This window comes from Mycobacterium paragordonae, assembly GCF_003614435.1.
Taxonomy (GTDB): domain Bacteria; phylum Actinomycetota; class Actinomycetes; order Mycobacteriales; family Mycobacteriaceae; genus Mycobacterium; species Mycobacterium paragordonae.
Genome location: NZ_CP025546.1, coordinates 4,245,729 through 4,262,914 on the forward strand (window position 1 = coordinate 4,245,729; position 17,186 = coordinate 4,262,914).

20 protein-coding genes are annotated in these 17,186 nt (G+C 66.5%); 12 read left to right on the forward strand and 8 right to left on the reverse strand.

The window, feature by feature from the left end; all coding sequences use genetic code 11:
• Positions 1-83: 83 nt before the first annotated feature.
• From C0J29_RS19325 to C0J29_RS19355, 7 genes are all read left to right on the forward strand, one after another.
• Positions 84-869 carry a crotonase/enoyl-CoA hydratase family protein gene (locus C0J29_RS19325; protein WP_120793253.1) on the forward strand — a complete coding sequence of 262 codons (786 nt, stop codon included), beginning with the start codon at positions 84-86 and terminating at the stop codon, positions 867-869.
• Positions 869-2,008, forward strand: a complete 1,140-nt coding sequence (locus C0J29_RS19330; protein ID WP_120794838.1) for an acyl-CoA dehydrogenase family protein — start codon at positions 869-871, stop codon at positions 2,006-2,008. The genes C0J29_RS19325 and C0J29_RS19330 overlap by 1 nt, the downstream gene beginning before the upstream one ends.
• The gene (locus C0J29_RS19335) at positions 2,005-3,012 is read left to right on the forward strand and encodes an acyl-CoA dehydrogenase family protein (protein WP_120793254.1); all 1,008 of its coding nucleotides are present in this window, start codon (positions 2,005-2,007) and stop codon (positions 3,010-3,012) included. The genes C0J29_RS19330 and C0J29_RS19335 overlap by 4 nt, the downstream gene beginning before the upstream one ends.
• A gap of 66 nt (positions 3,013-3,078) precedes the next feature.
• Positions 3,079-3,558: a nuclear transport factor 2 family protein gene (locus C0J29_RS19340; protein ID WP_065162732.1), complete on the forward strand. Its 480-nt coding sequence runs from the start codon at positions 3,079-3,081 to the stop codon at positions 3,556-3,558.
• Complete coding sequence (locus C0J29_RS19345) at positions 3,555-4,376, forward strand: SDR family NAD(P)-dependent oxidoreductase (RefSeq protein ID WP_120793255.1); 822 nt, start codon at positions 3,555-3,557, stop codon at positions 4,374-4,376. Before C0J29_RS19340 ends, C0J29_RS19345 begins: the two co-directional genes overlap by 4 nt.
• Positions 4,373-5,287, forward strand: a complete 915-nt coding sequence (locus tag C0J29_RS19350) for an alpha/beta hydrolase (RefSeq protein ID WP_120793256.1) — start codon at positions 4,373-4,375, stop codon at positions 5,285-5,287. Before C0J29_RS19345 ends, C0J29_RS19350 begins: the two co-directional genes overlap by 4 nt.
• Before the next feature lie 87 nt (positions 5,288-5,374).
• Positions 5,375-6,448 (forward strand): hypothetical protein, encoded by a 1,074-nt coding sequence (locus C0J29_RS19355; protein WP_120794839.1) that lies wholly within the window; start codon positions 5,375-5,377, stop codon positions 6,446-6,448.
• An 18-nt stretch (positions 6,449-6,466) separates the two neighbouring features.
• Here the strand turns inward: C0J29_RS19355 and C0J29_RS19360 are convergent, their stop codons facing one another.
• The 4 genes from C0J29_RS19360 to C0J29_RS19375 are packed head-to-tail and all read right to left on the reverse strand — an operon-like array spanning position 6,467 to position 9,675.
• Entirely contained in the window at positions 6,467-7,264 is a 798-nt protein-coding gene (locus C0J29_RS19360) for an SDR family NAD(P)-dependent oxidoreductase (RefSeq protein WP_120793257.1), read from the reverse strand.
• A 4-nt stretch (positions 7,265-7,268) separates the two neighbouring features.
• Positions 7,269-8,252: an NAD-dependent epimerase/dehydratase family protein gene (locus C0J29_RS19365; protein WP_120794840.1), complete on the reverse strand. Its 984-nt coding sequence runs from the start codon at positions 8,250-8,252 to the stop codon at positions 7,269-7,271.
• An 11-nt stretch (positions 8,253-8,263) separates the two neighbouring features.
• The gene (locus tag C0J29_RS19370) at positions 8,264-8,542 is read right to left on the reverse strand and encodes a ferredoxin (protein WP_120793258.1); all 279 of its coding nucleotides are present in this window, start codon (positions 8,540-8,542) and stop codon (positions 8,264-8,266) included.
• Complete coding sequence (locus C0J29_RS19375; protein ID WP_065044831.1) at positions 8,539-9,675, reverse strand: 3-ketosteroid-9-alpha-monooxygenase, oxygenase component; 1,137 nt, start codon at positions 9,673-9,675, stop codon at positions 8,539-8,541. Before C0J29_RS19375 ends, C0J29_RS19370 begins: the two co-directional genes overlap by 4 nt.
• 102 nt (positions 9,676-9,777) lie before the next feature.
• Between C0J29_RS19375 and C0J29_RS19380 the strand changes: the two genes are divergently transcribed.
• Positions 9,778-11,475, forward strand: a complete 1,698-nt coding sequence (locus C0J29_RS19380) for a 3-ketosteroid-delta-1-dehydrogenase (RefSeq protein ID WP_174814849.1) — start codon at positions 9,778-9,780, stop codon at positions 11,473-11,475.
• Here C0J29_RS19380 and C0J29_RS19385 read toward each other — a convergent pair.
• A complete protein-coding gene (locus C0J29_RS19385; RefSeq protein ID WP_371872411.1) occupies positions 11,472-12,146 on the reverse strand; it encodes a PadR family transcriptional regulator in 675 nt (224 codons plus the stop codon). The genes C0J29_RS19380 and C0J29_RS19385 overlap by 4 nt on opposite strands.
• An 87-nt stretch (positions 12,147-12,233) precedes the next feature.
• On the opposite strand from C0J29_RS19385, the gene C0J29_RS19390 reads away from it, so the two are divergent.
• Both C0J29_RS19390 and C0J29_RS19395 read left to right on the forward strand, forming a co-directional pair.
• Positions 12,234-12,842: a PaaI family thioesterase gene (locus C0J29_RS19390; RefSeq protein ID WP_242460481.1), complete on the forward strand. Its 609-nt coding sequence runs from the start codon at positions 12,234-12,236 to the stop codon at positions 12,840-12,842.
• 145 nt (positions 12,843-12,987) lie between these two features.
• Positions 12,988-13,518 (forward strand): superantigen-like protein SSL4, encoded by a 531-nt coding sequence (locus C0J29_RS19395; RefSeq protein WP_120793260.1) that lies wholly within the window; start codon positions 12,988-12,990, stop codon positions 13,516-13,518.
• On the opposite strand, the gene C0J29_RS19400 is transcribed toward C0J29_RS19395, so the two are convergent.
• Positions 13,515-14,285 (reverse strand): SDR family oxidoreductase, encoded by a 771-nt coding sequence (locus tag C0J29_RS19400; RefSeq protein WP_174814906.1) that lies wholly within the window; start codon positions 14,283-14,285, stop codon positions 13,515-13,517. The genes C0J29_RS19395 and C0J29_RS19400 overlap by 4 nt on opposite strands.
• 210 nt (positions 14,286-14,495) lie before the next feature.
• On the opposite strand from C0J29_RS19400, the gene C0J29_RS19405 reads away from it, so the two are divergent.
• On the forward strand, positions 14,496-14,807 hold the full coding sequence (locus tag C0J29_RS19405) for a hypothetical protein (protein ID WP_120793261.1): 312 nt from the start codon (positions 14,496-14,498) through the stop codon (positions 14,805-14,807).
• A 1-nt stretch (position 14,808) separates the two neighbouring features.
• Here C0J29_RS19405 and C0J29_RS19410 read toward each other — a convergent pair whose 3' ends face one another.
• Together C0J29_RS19410 and C0J29_RS19415 are read right to left on the reverse strand one after the other, a co-directional pair.
• Complete coding sequence (locus C0J29_RS19410; protein WP_120794843.1) at positions 14,809-15,594, reverse strand: MBL fold metallo-hydrolase; 786 nt, start codon at positions 15,592-15,594, stop codon at positions 14,809-14,811.
• Between the two features lie 28 nt (positions 15,595-15,622).
• Positions 15,623-16,138 (reverse strand): VOC family protein, encoded by a 516-nt coding sequence (locus C0J29_RS19415; RefSeq protein WP_120793262.1) that lies wholly within the window; start codon positions 16,136-16,138, stop codon positions 15,623-15,625.
• Positions 16,139-16,216: 78 nt separating this feature from the next.
• Between C0J29_RS19415 and C0J29_RS19420 the strand changes: the two genes are divergently transcribed.
• On the forward strand, positions 16,217-17,185 hold the full coding sequence (locus C0J29_RS19420) for an aldo/keto reductase (RefSeq protein ID WP_120793263.1): 969 nt from the start codon (positions 16,217-16,219) through the stop codon (positions 17,183-17,185).
• Position 17,186 lies beyond the last annotated feature (1 nt).

Genomic DNA, 17,186 nt, shown 5'->3' on the forward strand with positions numbered 1-17,186 from the left:
TCCTCTGAGCGGGACAACAATCCAAGTGGATCCCGTTCACCCGCGCGTTCGGTAACTCAACCGGAGTCCCTACAGTTGCGAGCATGAGCAATCCCGCAGAGCCACTCGTGATCAGCACCGACGGGCCGATCCAGACCTGGACCATCACGCTTCCTTCCGTCGGAAACGCCATCACCGGCCGCGACGTCATCTCCGGGTTCGAGCAGGCCGTCGACAGCGCCAACGCCGACACGGAAGTCCGCGCCATCATCCTCACCGGCGAGGGAAAGATCTTCTCCGCGGGCGGCAACGTCAAAGAGATGGCCGACCAGTCGGGCATGTTCGGCTTGAGCGCCCTTGATCAGCGGTACGCCTACATCGACGGGATCCAGCGGATTCCACGCGCTCTGTCACGACTGGAAGTCCCGTTGATCGCCGCCGTCAACGGAGCCGCGATTGGCGCCGGCTGCGACCTGGCGATGATGTGTGATATCCGAATCGCCTCTGAGCGTGCGTCATTCGCCGAAAGTTTCGTGCAACTGGGACTGATTCCGGGCGATGGCGGAACCTGGTTCCTGCAACGCATCGCCGGCTACCAGCGCGCCGCCGAAATGACCCTCACCGGCGACCGGGTCGACGCCGCGACAGCGCTGGAATGGGGTCTCGTCAGCAGAGTGGTGCCGCACGACGAGCTTCTCACCGCCGCACAGGAGCTCGCGCAACGCATCGCCAAGAACCCCTCGCACGCCTTGCGGATGGCCAAGCGGCTGCTGCAGGAATCGCGTACCGGTTCACTTGAGTCGACACTGGGGATGGCCGCGGCCATGCAACCGCTGGCCCACCGCGACCCTGAGCACGAGCAACGCATCGCCAAATGGCGGACAAGCTGATGGTCGCGCCCAGACTGGTGCCGCCGGCCGGCATCGAGGATCCGGCGATCGATGCGCTACGCGCCGAGGTGCGCATGTTCGTCGCCGAACAGCAGGGTTCGCGTACCTTCACCCCATCCGTCGACGCGTGGTTGTCCCGATGGGACGAGAAGTTCACCGCCGCGATGGCTTCGCAGGGTTGGCTGGGCATGACCGTGCCGGTCGAGTACGGCGGGCACGGACGATCCTTTTTGGAACGCTTCGTCGTCACCGAGGAACTATTGGCCGCCGGCGCGCCAGTCGCGGCGCACTGGATCGCCGACCGCCAGATCGTGCCGTCCTTGCTCAAGTACGGCACCGAAGCGCAGAAACAGCACTTCCTGCCGCGGATCGTGCGAGGCGAGTGTTTCTTTGCGATTGGCATGAGCGAGCCTGATTCCGGCTCCGATCTGGCCAGCGTGCGCACCCGCGCCGAGCGCGTCGACGGCGGCTGGTCACTGTCCGGCACGAAGGTCTGGACCTCCGGTGCCCACCTCGCGCACGCCTTCATCGCGCTGGCCCGTACCGCGCCGGTGGACCCGCAGCACAGGCACGCCGGCCTCAGCCAGTTCCTCGTCGACCTGCACGGGCCCGGCATCGAGATCCGGCCGATCATCTCGATGAACGGCGCCCACCACTTCAACGAGGTCATCTTCGACGAGGCATTCGTGCCCGACGACATGGTGTTCGGTGAGATCGGCGACGGGTGGCGGCAAGTGACGTCGGAACTCGCCTTCGAACGCAGCGGCCCGGAACGGTTCCTGTCCACCTTCGTGCTGCTGGCTGCCTGTGCCGACCGGATGGCAGCGAACGCCATTCCCCGCGACGCGGAGCTGGGCCGGTTGGTCGCACGGGTGGCCGGCCTGCACCACATGTCCACCGCGGTGGCCGGCGCGCTGGAGCGGCACGAACCCGCTGACGTTCCCGCTGCGGTGGTCAAAGTCCTCGGCACCACCACCGAGGGCGACATCGCTGAGTTCGCCGATCTGCAGGACTCCCCCGATTCGGTGTTCACCGAATTGGTTGGGACAGCCGTCGACCAGCGACCAGGTTTCACCCTCCGTGGCGGCACCAATGAGGTGCTGCGCGGGGTCATCGCGCGTGGACTGGGCATGCGATGAGTGTCGATTACGAACTCGCCGACATGATGGACGCCGTCTTCGCGAACCACCGTGAGAAGCATCCGACCAGTCCGGCAGTCGACCGAGACCTCTGGCAGCACCTCGACGAACTCGGCCTGGTACGGCTCACCGGCGCCGAACAGCTCGGCGGCAGCGGGGCGGGGTGGTACGAGGCAGCCGAACTGCTGTCTGCAACGGTGCGGCACGGGATTCGTATCCCTTTGGCGGAGCACGACTTATTGGCCTGTTGGCTGCTGGACGTCACCGGACTTCCATCCGATGGCGCCGTGCGCACGGTCTGCATGCTCGATAAAACTGGACGAGCGACCGCCGTGCCCTGGGCTGCCACGGTCGACCGGGTGGTGCTGGTGTGGCGAGCTGACGGCCAGCACCGCGTCGCCGATGTCGCCGCCGGCGAGCTCGACATCACGCCGGGCACCAACCTGATCGGAGAACCGCGTGACACGGTGACGGCCGACCTCGTCGGTCTGCAGTCGGCGCCGGCTGCCCTGGCGCTGATCGATCAGCTGCGGCTGAAGTCCGGGCTGGTGCGGGCCATACAGGTGTGCGCCGCACTGGACCGAATCGTGCAGCTGTGCATCGAGCACGTGGGCTCACGCATACAGTTCGGCCGTCCGTTGTCGAAATTTCAGGCCGTGCAGCACCTGGTGTCCGACATCGCCGCCGAAGCCGCGCTCGCCCGGGCGGCAACCGAGGCCGCGCTCAGCGCGGGCGTCGCCCATCAGTGGTCCGCAGACCACCTGAAGTTCCTTGTCGCCGTGGCCCGTTCCTGCGCAGGCCATGCCGCCTCGATTGTGGTCCGAAACGCCCATCAGGTGCACGGCGCGATCGGCACCACGCGTGAGCACCGATTGCACGAATTCTCCCGGGCCGCGCTGGCGTGGCGGTCGGAGTTCGGTTCGATGCGGTACTGGGACGACCAGGTCACCGATGCGGCGCTGTACGCGAGCGCCGGCGGCCTGTGGGGTCTGATCAGCGGGTAACGCCGGCGTTCCACTGACCGGGCAGAGGGGTGTCGCGACGGGCCTGACCGCGGTTGACTCACTGCCATGAGCAACGACATCACGCTGTCGGACTTGCAGGAGTTCATCGCCGGCTTCTGGTACCACTACGACGAGGCGCACTACGACGAACTGGCCGCCCGTTATGCCGCGGACGTCCGCTATGTCAGCAGAAGCGACGATGGCGCAAGCCCTTTCGAGGAACTCATGTCACCGGAACTGCACGGGCGCGATGCGGTTTTGCAATGGCTGACCGAGCACCGCGAACAAAGTCCCTACCCGTTGCGTCACCATGCAACGAACCTCCATCGAATCGGCGCATCCGGTGACATCACCCGCGCACGCTTCTACCTCTTCGTCAACCAAGTCGCCAACTTCGTGCCGTTCGCAGTCTCCAGCGGCGTCGTTGAGGTCAGCGTGCGCCGGACGGCAGAACGTTTGGAGTTCACCGAGATGGTCGTCGTTCTCGATACCACCAATTCGGTGTTGCTCTCCGAGCGGCACGCGGGCAGCACCGCCGGGTCGTGAGCGCTCGCGACGTTTTCGCCGGCGGCGTGGCCGTCATCACCGGTGCGGGCGCCGGAATCGGCGCGGGGCTGGCGCGTGTCGCAGACCGGCTCGGTATGACGGTGGTACTGGCGGACGTCGATGTCGAGGCCATTGCCGCGCTGCGTGAGGAGCTCACCGCGGCAAGGGATTTCGTCTGCGATGTACGTGACCCTGAGGCCGTGCGGGAGTTGGCAGACCGGACCTACCGGGAAATCGGCCCGGTGCGGCTGCTGGTGAACAACGCGGGCGTGGAACAGTTCGGCTATCTGTGGGATACGCCGCTGGTCAACTGGCAGCGGGTAGTCGACGTCAACATCAGCGGTGTGTTCCACGGCATCAAGGCGTTTCTGCCGAGGATGATGGCCACCGAGGACGAGGCCTGGGTGTGGAACCTGTCGTCCGTCGGTGGGGTGGCGGCGATGCCGCTGCAGACGCCCTACATCATGAGCAAGCACGCGGTACTTGCGATGACCGAGTGTCTGCACCTCGAGGTGGAAACCGCCGGGCACGGCAACCACATTCATGTGCAAGCCGTGCTGCCCGGCGCGGTGGTTTCCAACATCTTCGAATCAGCGGGCGGTGCCGAATCCGGTGGTGACACCGCAAGCGCGGAGGCACAGCGGGTCGCCATGCTCAACGTGAAAGCCAGGGCCATGGATCCGCTGTCGGCCGCCGAGACGCTGTTCGAGCAGGCTGCCGAAGGCCGGTTCTATCTGGTCACCCAGCCGTCGGTCGTGTCGGCGATGAAGCGCCGCGCCGATGTCCTTGCTGAGCAACGTCCCCCCGCTCTGCCATGACCCTGGATCCGGACGCCGCCGCGCGGGTCGCCTCGTTCGGTCCGGTCCCTCCGATGCGGACACGAGGGCTGGCCGCGGTGCGGGCGGCCATCGAGTCCGCGCAGTTGCCAGACGACATGCCGGAGATGGCCGCCGTCACGGATGTGATGATCCCCCGATCAGTCGCGGCCCGTATCTACTACCCCACAACGGATTCCGGCCAACCCGTGCTGGTGTACCTGCACGGCGGCGGCCTTGTGATGGGCAGCAATCGCTCGTTCGAACCATTGGCGCGGGCGCTGGCCTCAGCATCCGGCGCAGCCGTCGTCGCTGTCGACTACCGACTGGCGCCCGAGCACCCGCCACCGGCGCAGTTCGACGACGCCTACACGGCGACCGACTGGGTCGCCCGCCACGCTGCCGAACTCGGTGTCGATGCCAATCGGCTCGCGGTGGTCGGCGACAGCGCCGGAGGGTCGCTGGCCGCGGGCGTCGCGTTGGCCGCACGCGATCGTCGTGGGCCCGCCATCTGCGCCCAGGTCCTGCTGTATCCCGGCCTGGACCGCGACATGACCGCGCCCTCAATCACTTTGCTTGCGGACGCACCGATGCTCAGCCGCGACGACATCGAGTACCTGCATGCGCTCGTCGAGCCCGGCACCGGATGTTATTTGATTCCGGCGTCCGCGACCGACCTGGCGGGGCTGCCGCAAGCCGTTGTGGTGACGGCGAATTGCGATCCGATTCGGGATTGGGGCGAACGATACGCCGCGCGACTACGTGACGCCGGGGTGCAGACCACCCTGACCCGGTATCCCGGCGCCTACCACGGATTTCTCATGCGCCCCGAGGCAACGGCCCGCGGCCGCTTGGCTATCGCCGAGATCGGCGGGTTGCTGCGCGCCAAGTTCGCTCATCCCCTTGGATTTTAGCGTCCCGGTCACCGGACATCCTGCATTCGAATGGTGCCGGAACTGCGCAGAATCTCATGCACCGGCACCTGGAGAAGGAGACAGATGATGCTCACCGAGGAGCGGCGGAAGGAGCTTTCCGATGTGTTGCGGCCGGCCGCACCACCCCGCGAGGTCGACAACGTCTACACCGACGACCAGCATGACCGGTTGCTCGACGTAGTGCGCACCGAAGGCCCCTGGCGGTTGATCATCGCCCAGCACTTCGCGTCGGCCGACGAATTGATCGCCACCATGAGTGGGCTTTTCCCCGAGGGCTATACACCATCGCTGGACCTCTTTCTCACCCCGACCTTCCGTGGCTACCTGGCCAATTACGGTGCGGTGCTCTACCCGCAACTGCACGACTGCTTCTACAACGAGCGCTTCATTGAAATGGCGAAGAGCTATTGGGCCGCCGACTACGCCAAACCCGAGTTGATGTTGTTCAACATCAACGGGCCGTGCGCCAACCGCGATCCGGGGCACCTGGATTCACCCAGCTTCCGCGGGGTACGGCACGAGAACGCTCCGACCTGGTTGACCAGCGTCATGGGCAAGTCGGGCCTGTTTCGGGATTACTTGATCAAGATGGCACAGGTGATCACGTGGTTCTCGCTCGACGGTGGCAGCGGCTTCACGTACTGGCCCGAAGGCCCGCTGGGTGCCCCCAAGCGCGTCCTGCCTCCCGTTTACAACCGCGGCGTGGTGGTGCAGAACGAGATGATGGTGCACCGCGGGGAAGCGAACGGCCCATTGGAGCAACAGATTCCGCCCGGCCTGACGTTCGATACCGTATTCACCGGTGATCCCCATGACCGCGACCTGTGGCTGCTGAAGAACGCTGACGATGTGATCGCCCGCCACCGCACGGACGAACTACGCTTCCTGGTGCACTGGTCGGCTGAGGTGTTCACCGACTACGACGAACTGAAGAAGAATATGGAAGGCTCCCACGACCTGACCGTCGAGAAGGCCATCGACATCATGGTCGACGACATCAACTCCCGGGGCACCAAACTCGACATCCCCAGCCAGCCGCTGCACGACCCGGGGTTCATCGCCGCGCTGAATGGTGCTTACGACATCGGCGGACCGAGCGTCTATCCCGGGGAAGCGCCGATCAGCGCTTTCCAGCTCTGACCGATCAGGTGAGACGAGCTATCTGATGACGACGCTGCTCGGGTCCCGCGGCACGCCCAAGTGCCGATGGGAGGGCGGCCGACGTCCGCCCTCGTCGGTAATGCCGTAGCGCTCGGCTAGTTCGGCGCCGATGAACGTCCGGCCGCTGAGTTCGGGCAGCGCCGGGTCGTGGTACAGCGCGTCAATCAAAAGTCCGGTGAATTCGGGTGTTTCGGCATGCTCGGCAGTCTTGGCCAGCGCCTCAGGATTGCCGGCGAACGCGCCGCGAAGCTTCTCGGTGAGCAGGATGCCCATCCAGATCGAGGTGGTCGCGACGCCGGTGCCGCGGAAGTCCACGGCCATGTCGGCGGCCATCTTGTCGACCCCGGCCTTTTGAGCCCCATAAGCCGGGCCGTGCATGTAGCACGCCGCTCCGGGCGAGGACGTGAACGCGACCAGGCCCCGCCCGCCGGCCACCAGCAGTGGCGCCGCGTACCAAGACGCGACGTAGGACGAGCGCAACCCGACGTCCAGCACCTCCGCCAGCGCAAGCGGCTTCTCCCAGAACGGGTTTAGGCTGACCAGCTCATCGGAGACGACCGCGGCGTTGTTGACCAGCAGATCGAGCCGGCCCTCATCGGATCGCACCCGCGCGAACAGCCCCGCCACGGCGTCGTCGTCGGCGTGGTCGACCCGAACCGAGACGCCGCCCGGTGGCGCGTCGGTGATACTGCGACCGGTCGCGTACACCCGCCAGCCCTTGGCGGCCAGCGCGGCGGCGATGCCACGTCCGGCACCGCGACTGGCTCCCGTCACCACCGCAACCCGACCGCTCATGTGGTCAGACTAGTGACTGGGCAAACGTCGCCACGATCGCCTCACGCGCCGAGCGCCACGTCAACCCGAGATCTCGCAGCGTCTCCGAGTCATCCGTGGGTATCGCAGCGGTAATCAACTGCGCCGCTTCGTAACTGAACCCACTGCCCAGAGGCAGCACGGACGCGGCGAGATCGGAAACCCGGCCGAGCAACCGAAACGCGGCCGGGCTCAGCGGAATCCGGCGGATCCGCCGTCCGCAACCACGTTCGATCGCCGCGATCATGTCATCGAACGTCAGCAACTGCCCGCCACACAGATAACGCTTCGGACCCCGCCCCGGCCGCATCAACCGCTCGTGCACGTCGGCGACGTCGCGGACATCGATCATCATCATCCCGGCATCCGCAACCTTGGGCGCCACCGCGAACCGGACGATGGTCGCCCACCCCTGCTCGGTGATGCCCGGCGCGGTGTACATCGCCGGCCCGACGACGCTGGACGGATAGGTGACGACGACCGGGGCGCCGTCGCGCTGCAGCCGGCGCGCCACCCGGTCGGCGTAAGACTTGGTCCGCGCATAGGCCGATTTACCCTGTGCGGTAGGCGAATCCGGGCCGATGACCGGGCCCGGCGGCGGAAACAACGCGCTGTAGCTGGACAGCAGCACCACCGGGTCGAGTCCGAGCTTGACACCGCGCAGCATGATCCGTTCGCTGGCATAGGCGTTGATGTCCCACATCAACTGCTCGTGCCGGTCATCGGTGCCCACCACCCCGGCGCCGTGGATGACGGCGTCGCATCCGTCCAACAGCCCCTCGGGAATCTCCGGTGCACGCAGGTCGCCGCGCACCACCGAGACGTCTCCGACGGCCTGCAGCCGGTGCAACAGCAGGTCGTTGGACCAGCCTGGCTCGGCCAGCAGCTGCACGCTGTGGCCGGCGGCCAGCAACGCATGGACGATATGGGCACCGACGTATCCCGTGCCGCCTGTCACCGCGATTCGCATCGCCAGCAACCCTATCCGGTGTCGACGACGGCCAGGTCTCCGGCCGCAACGGCGGCCTCGATGGAATCGCGCAACGCCACACACGCCAGAAACAACCCCCAGCGATTCCCGGCGGCCCGGGTGGTGTCGCGCCGTTCCCAGCACAGCGCGGAGGCCTGGGCATTCCACTGCACGCTGGTCTGGTTCCAGCTGCTCTTGCGAACCGATACGTGGGCACCGCATCGGAGACAGTCGACCGGTGCCATCGGCATGTCCTGCAGGCGGTTGTCGGTGCGCGCCGGCCGGGTCATGACAGCGCGCCCGCTTTCGCCGCGATATTCGCTTCGATCTGCTTCATCCACGCTTCGTAGGGCTTGCTGGTGTCCAGTTCGAACTCGAAGCGGTCCACCATGTCCGGCTGCACGTCGGCGACGTCGACATAGAACTGCTCATACCAGCGCCGCAGCTGGTAGACCGGCCCGTCTTCTTCGACCAGCAGCGGATTGTCGATCCGCGCCTTGTGCCGCCAGATTTCGACGTCCTGCTCGAAGCCCAATTTGACGTAGTCACCGAGCCTGGTCGCGGCCCTGACGGCCTCTTGGTCAGGCAGATCCCGAGATTTCTTGACGATGATGCCGTATTGCAGCACAAAGGAATTGGCGTCGATCGGGTAGTGGCAGTTGATCAGGATCGTCTGCTGGTCGCCGGCCGCGTAGTGGTAGGTCAGGTCGTCGACCATGAACGACGGGCCGAAGTACGATGCCACCGAGGTGGTGCCGAGCATTTTTGCACCCTCGCTGCCCATGTCGGGCCGGCCTTCGCCGTTCATGTACTGCGTGGCGACGTGGCCCTCGAAGATGTTCTTGAAGTAGGTGGGCAGCGACCCGTGGATGTAGAAGAAATGCGCCATGTCCACGACGTTGTCGATGATCTCGCGGCAGTTGCTGCCCACCACGGTGGTGTACCAGTGCCAGTCGGTCCACTCGTCGCTGGTGGCGCCTTCGATGCGCGGGATGGTGATCTCCGGCGGCGGCGGGTTGCGTTCCGGGTCGTTCCAGACGAACAACATGCCGTCCTGCTGCAGCGTCGTCCACGCCGCGGTACGGGCCAGCCGCGGTGTGCGTTTGGCGTAGGGCACCTGTTTGCAGCGGCCGTCGCCACCCCAGCGCCAGTCATGGAACGGGCATGCGATCGCGTCGCCCTTGACCTCACCCTTGGACAGGTCCCCGCCCATGTGGCGGCAGTAACCGTCGAGCACATTGATCTGACCGTCCCCACTGCGGAAGACGACGAGTTTCTGCCCGAATGCGTTGACCGCGTGTGGTTTACCGTCGCCGAAATCCCGGATCAGGCCTAGGCAGTGCCATCCGCGGGCGAATCTGGCAGGCGCGGCCTGCGCCTCGATGAACCGTATTTGATCGGCGTCGGCGTCGGAATGCCTCATGGCGTCCATTCAACGCTTCTCCGTAGGCCGGTGCGATCACCTGTTCCACTGACCAGGAGAACTATTCCGCGAGGGTGCCGCATCGGCCTAGCGTTAGCAGACGTGAGCCAGCACAGCACGACCATCCCGTCCGGCCTGCCCGTCGCCGACACGAGCGTGGACCTGCTGGTGGTCGGCTCGGGCACCGGGATGGCGGCGGCGCTGGCTGCCCGTGAGCTCGGCTTGTCGGTGCTGATCGTGGAGAAGTCCTCGCACGTCGGCGGATCCACCGCCCGCTCCGGCGGCGCCCTGTGGTTGCCGGCCGGTCCGGTGCTGCGCGAGGCGGCCGCGAGCGACTCGCCGGCCAAGGCCAGCACCTACCTGGACGCGGTGGTCGCGGGATCGGCGCCGCCGCAGCGGTCAGCGGCATTTGTGCACCATCTGTCCGCGACGGTCGAGATGCTGCGCCGCACCACACCGTTGCGGTTCTTCTGGGCCCGCGAGTACTCCGATTACCACCCGGAGGAGCCCGGTGGCAGCGTCGAGGGCCGTACCTGCGAGTGCTATCCGTTCGACACCGCAAAGCTGGGCGAGTACCGCAACCGGTTGCGGCCCGGCGTGCTGGAAGTCGCGTTCGCCATCCCCACGACGGGTGCCGACTACCGGTGGATGAACCTGGTCGCCCGGGTGCCGCACAAGGGAGTTCCGACGTTCGCCAAACGCATCGTCCAGGGGGCCGGCGGGTTGCTGATCGGTCGCCGGTATGCGGCCGGTGGGCAGGCCCTGACCGCGGGCCTGTTCGCGGGTGTACTGCGGGCCGGCATCCCGGTATGGACCGACACCACGTTGCGGCACCTGGTGAGTGACGGCGACCGGGTGACCGGCGCGGTGGTCGACCACGCGGGCCGGGACGTGACCGTGACAGCGCGCCGCGGGGTGGTGCTGGCCACCGGCGGCTTCGACCACAGCATGGACATGCGGTGGAAATTCCAGTCGGAGTCGCTGGGCGCCAACCTGAGCCTGGGTGCCGCGTCGAATACCGGCGACGGGATCCGGGTGGGCCAGGAAGCGGGGGCCGACATCGCGCTGATGGATCAGGCGTGGTGGTTCCCGGCAATCGCCCCGCTGCCCGGCAAACCGCCCGCCGTAATGCTGGCCGAACGGTCGCTGCCGGGTTCCCTGATCGTCGACCAGCATGGTCGCCGGTTCGCCAACGAGGCTTCGGACTACATGACGTTCGGTCAGCGACTGCTGCAACTGGAGCGGACCGGCAACGCCGTCGAGGCGATGTGGATCATTTTCGACCAGCAGTACCGCAACAGTTACGTCTTTGGCGCAGAACTATTTCCGCGGATGCGGGTGCCGTCGGCCTGGTATGCGGCCGGGATCGCCGCCCGCGCCGACAATCTCCCGGATCTGGGGGCGCAGATCGGCGTTCCGGTGCCGGAGTTCGTGCAGACGATGACGCGGTTCAACCAGAATGCTTCTGCCGGAATCGATCCCGAGTTTCAGCGGGGATGCAGCGCCTATGACCGCTACTACGGCGACCCGACCGTCAGGCCCAATCCCAACCTGCGCCCGCTGGTCAACGGGCCCTTCTACGCGGTGAAGCTGGTGCTCAGCGACCTGGGCACCTGCGGCGGGCTACGGGCCGACGAGCGGGCCCGGGTGCTGCGCGAAGACGGCAGCGTCATCGCCGGCCTGTATGCCGTCGGGAACACCGCGGCCAACGCGTTCGGCACCAGCTATCCCGGCGCGGGCGCGACGATCGCGCAGGGCCTGGTGTACGGCTATATCGCGGCTCAGAACGCTGCGCGTTAATCCACTTCGCGCTTGGCTTGCACCTGCTTCTCGACTTCGCGCCAATAACCCGGGGTGGGGCGCGGCTTACCGAAGCCACCCTTTGCGGCTTTTTCGATGGTTGCGGCGGCCTCGTCGATGTCCTTCATCAACTCCAGTGCGAATTCGCGTTCGGCGGCGTAGTACTTGGCCGCCCAGCGCAGGGCCATCACCGAGTAGGCCCAGGCGGGTTCCACCTCGGCTCCCTCTGCGTCCTCGATCGCTTTGCGGTACCTGGCTTCGGCGTACGCGACATGTTCGGCCAGAAGTTCTTTCAAGCGAGCAGGCGTGCTGAGGTGCCCGAACGTCACGCGCAGCAGCATGCTGTGCTTGAGCACCGGTGGATCCAGGGGCGCGTTGTTGGTCCAGTCGGTGATGGCGGCCATGCCGGCAGGCGTGATCTTGTAGAGCCGGCGGCTGCGGGTGCCTTCGTCACGCTCGACCCGAGACGTCACCAGCTCGAGGCTTTCCAACTTCTTGAGCTCGGTATAGATCTGACTGTACGAGGGACTCCAGTAGTAGAGGTCTACGCTCCAGTCGATCCACTTCTTGAGGTCGTAGCCGGAGACTTCCTCCTCGTAGGACATCATGCCGAGCAGGGCCCAGCTGGTGGCGGCGAGTGCCGACTTCACCTTGTCGCTGGGCGCGTTCACGCCGCCAAGATTAACAACCCGCAGGTCGGTGTCGGCTGACGACGGACCGCTCAATGGGACATCGGTGGCTGCTCTAGGGTGACGGGCATGGTGGATTCGTTTGAGTCGATGACTGATTCGTTGCCGGTGTACGAGTCGCTGGCGGCGTCGGTCCGGCGGTTGATCGACGCGACGATACGCACCGAGGTGGACCACGAGGTCATCGCCGCCGCGGCCGCCAAGATCGACAGTGTCACAGCGGAACTCAGCGCCGAATTGATGCCCGGAACGTTCGGCCAACGCGGAATCGATGACGGCCAGGGCATTGCCTCCGGGAATGTCGTTGTCGGCGTTCGCAATCCGTCGGCTCCGCCGCTGGTGGTCCACCATGAGGACGACGGATCGGTGTGGACGGAGTTCAATCTGGGCGCCGCGTTCGAAGGTCCCATGGGGCACGTGCACGGCGGTGTCTCGGCGATGATCCTCGACCACATACTCGGAGCCACCGCGCACCGGCCCGGCCGGCCGGCCTACACCGGAACGTTGACGTTGCGCTATCACCAGCGAACCCCGCTGCTGCAGCCGTTGCGGGCGGACGCATGGGTGGACCGGGTGGAGGGCGTCAAGACTTTCGCGATGGGTCAGATCAGCGGCGCCGACGGCGTCCTGGTGTCCGCGGAGGGTATTTTCATCCACCCGCGGAACTCGAGCGCGTAGTCACGGACGCCCGCCCAGTCTCCTGGGGAGCCGACTGGCGTCGGGCCAGCCTCCGAGCGACAACCCGCGCCGTTTCCGGGACAGATCCGCTGAGCCTTCCCTAGGCTGCCCTAGGGTTCCGGGCACCCGTGGCGAAAGGACATCGATGTCGAAGGCAACACGACTCTTGACTCTCCTGGCGGCGGGGTTGATCACGTTGACGGCATGCGGATCGCCGCACGCCGCACCGGCCCCCTCCTCCGGCACCTCCGCGAAGCCGGCCACTCCGGTGGCGTCCGCCACCAAACCCGCCGCGCCGACACCGTCGTCCAACACACCGTCGACCACGAAGACCACCAGCGCACCGGACTGTGTCGGGCTCTCGATATGCCCGCCACCGCCGCCGGACGCCGACGGCAACCCGGCGTGTTTCTACTCCGACGGCTGGCAGGCCACCTCGTCCGGCGCCGGCATCGAGGTCTGGTATTTCCATGAGCCGCAGAACATGTCGACGCCGGTCAAGGTGACCGCGGTGGTCCGCAAGAAGGATGGCAGCACCGAAACCCAAGACGCCACAATCGAAGCCGGTCAGCAGGTGCACCGATTCGAGTTCCCGACCATCGACAAGTCGACGGTCGCCGAAGTGCTGTTCGACAGCGGCAGCGGCCGCTGTTTCGTGGTCGGCCCCGGCAGCTAGGGCCGCTGACCGTACTCGAGCACCGCTCCCCCGGCGGCGGGCGCGCCTCTGGCAACCACCACCGGCATCGACGTCGATGCGCTGGTGCGCAGGATGGTGTGGACCACCTCGACCAGATCCTCGACGGGCATCAGCTTCCCCGGCATGCAGCCGCGCGACACCCACAGCGGATAGGCCTGCATCGCCAGGTCGCGGTCCCACCCGGAGTTCATGCCGGTCTGCGCGTCACCCTCGCCGCCCGCGCACTCGCCGACGATGAGGTTGGTGAAGCCGATGCCAGGATGCTCGGCCCGCCACGCCTCGACCAGCCGTTCCAGCGCCGCCTTGCTGACCCCGTAAGCACCCAGGCCGGGCCAGGGCGGCCCGAACGTACCCGCGTCGGACGACAGATAGACCACCTTGCCCGAGGATGCCGTCAGGTGCGAGACGGCTGCCGCCGTAGCCAGCGACGCCCCGATCACGTTGGTGTCGAAGACGCGCCGCCAGGTCTGGGCATCGGTCTCAGCCAGCGGGACCAGTGGACTGATCGCGGGCGAATAAACGAGATTGTCGATACCGCCGAGCGCCGCTGCGGCGGCGTCGATGCCGGCCCGGGCCGAGGCCTGGTCGGTCATGTCGCATTCGACGGCCATCGTGCCCGGTCCTGCTTCCTGAGCGGCCGCCTCGATCCGCTCACGGCGCCGAGCGAGCAGCGCAACCTGGTCTCCGCGCCGCGCCAAACCGACACCGATGCAGCGCCCCAACCCGCTCGAGGCTCCAATCACCACTGTTCTTGCCATAGCGACCTCCCCGCCGAGCATGACACACTGTCACTGACCAATGAGAACGGGGTTACCGTTTAAGGAGCATGGCGTTGCCCACAGTGGGTCCCAGGTTGGGCCCCGTTTAGTGGTCCAGACCCCGGGTATGCCATCACCGCGAGAAGACCGGCACCGCCAATAAACTTGGCTGGAACCATCTCTCATGAGGAGCATGCATTGGACGACCCCAGGACCGACCCGGTCGATCACGATCGGACCGCCCGTCAGCATGCCGGCGGGGCGATGAAGAACGGCGCCAATTCGGTCGGCATCGCCGCGGTCGGCATCGGAGTGACGGCGCTGATCACCGGCTTGTTCGCGTTTGCCACCGGCAACCCCGGCGTCGGCACCGGAGCAGTCGTTATCGCGGTGTTGGTGACCGCCGCAGGCCTGGCTTGGCTGCGTCGCACCCACAACCGGGTGCGTGCCGTCGAGCTGCGCTGGCACGACGCGCATTCCGACCGGCCCGCGCCCCCGCCGACCAGCTGACTCAACCGGAGGCTTGCTCGAACAGGCTCGGATCGTGTGCGCAGACGATGTCCAGATCGGGTTCGCCGCGCTCGTACAGTTCGGCGAGCCGCGCCTGATTGTCGCGCAACTGCCGGCGGTTGAAGGCCGAGGCGCCTTCGTACGTGCGCAGCAGCAACGGCACACCGGACCGGTCCAGCGCTCCGCGATGGTAGAACGCGTCCCCGCAGTGCAACACCCATTTCTCGCCGGCTCCCTCGCTGGCACAGACGGCCACCGCCGCGTGGCCCCGGGTATGCCCCGGCATCGGCACTAGGACCACGCCGTCGTTGATAGCGGAAAGTGTTTTGGCGCAGGCGAATCCACGCCAGGACTCGCCCTCCGGGCCATGCTCGACCAGCTTGGGTCCGTGGGCCCACTGCACGCTGCGGTACCGCAGGCGTTCGCGCAGCGAAGGGGCGTGGACAGCGCCGCGCGCCTCGGCCGCGGTGACGTGCACCTGCGCGTCGGGAAAGTCCGCAAGCCCACCGATGTGGTCAAAGTCGAAGTGGGTCAACACGATATGACGCACATCGGACCGGTGGAATCCGAGTTGTGCGATCTGATGCACTGCCGTTTCGCTCTGTTGAAGCGCCGGCCGGATGACATGCCGGAGCGGCCCGACACGGCCGGGATCCCGGCAGTCCTGGGTGCCGAAACCGGTGTCCACCAAGACAAGTGCGTTGTCCGTCTCGACCAGGAGGACGTGGCACACCATGGGCACACCGGGCGTATTGATCGTGCCGCAATTGAGGTGGTGGACTTTCATCGCGTCCTTCCCGTCGTGCCGGCCGCACTCACCCGAGCACCCGGATCGGTTCCGCGCCATCCCATTCGGCGGCGACCTCCCGAATGTAGGCGAATAGATGACCCTTGGGCCCGCTGATGTCACTGATCTCGATGACGGTGCCCTGCTCGTGCTCGGTATCCAGATAGGCGAACCGGCCGCCGATGTCGCCTTCCTGGCCCACCGTGTAGCCGGCCGTCAAGGCACGGTCGTACAGGGCCTGGTAGTCGGTGGTCCAGTAGGCGACGTGTTGCGCTCCCTCGCGGCCGGAGTCAAGGAAGTCCTTGTACATCGACGGCGCGTCATTGCGTTGCTGGATCAATTCCAGCTGCAGATCCCCTGAGTTGGCGAGGGCCACACTCATTTTCAAGTCGGAGTCCGTCCCGCGGTAGCGAAAGTGCTCCGGCATGACCGATTCGATGTAGAACCACGGCCCGACACCGTGCTGAATCCAGCGATCCATGGCGGCCTGAATATCGCGCACCACGTAGCCGAGCTGGCTGATGTTGCCGAATATCCGGCTCACCGGGTTCCCCTTCGTCAGGCGGATCCCGAAGTTCTACCACGGCCGCGTGCCGGTGACGGCCCATATACGGTGGGGCTTATGAAATACGTTCAGGTCGAGGGCGTCGGGCAGGTCAGTCGGATCGGGCTCGGCACGTGGCAGTTCGGCTCGCGGGAGTGGGGTTACGGAGACAACTACGCCTCCGGGGCCGCACGCGACATCGTGCAGCGCGCCCGCGCCCTCGGCGTCACCCTGTTCGACACCGCCGAGGTGTACGGCCTGGGCAAGAGCGAGCGGATCCTGGGCGAGGCACTGGGCGACGAACGCGCCGAGGTGGCGGTCGCCAGCAAGATCTTCCCGGTCGCGCCGTTCCCCGCGGTGATCAAGCAGCGCGAACGCGCCAGCGCCCGGCGGCTGCAGCTGGACCGCATTCCGCTGTACCAGGTCCATCAGCCCAACCCGGTCGTCCCGGACACGGTGATCATGCCGGGCATGCGCGACCTGCTCGACGAGGGCAAGATCGGCGCCGCGGGTGTCTCGAACTACTCACTCAGCCGCTGGCAGCAGGCCGACGCGGCGCTGGGCCGCCCCGTCATCAGCAACCAGGTGCATTTCTCCCTGGCTCACCCACGCGCTCTTGACCACATGGTTCCCTTTGCTGAGCGGGAGAACCGCATCGTCATCGCCTACAGTCCGCTGGCTCAGGGTCTGCTGGGCGGCAAGTACGGCGTCGACAACCGCCCCGGCGGCGTTCGCGCGGTCAACCCCCTGTTCGGTACCGAAAACCTGCGCCGCATCGAACCGCTGCTGCAAACGCTCCGCGATGTCGCGTCCGACGTCGGCGCTCAGCCCGCGCAGGTCGCGCTGGCCTGGCTGATCAGTTTGCCGGGCGTGGTCGCCATCCCCGGGGCGTCCAGCGTGGAGCAATTGGAGTTCAACGTGGCGGCGGCCGAAGTCGAACTTCCCGCCGAGTCGCGCGACGCTCTCACCGAGGCGGCGCGCGCGTTCAAGCCGGCGTCCACGGGACGCTTCCTCACCGACCTGGTTCGCGAGAAACTCGGCCGGTAGG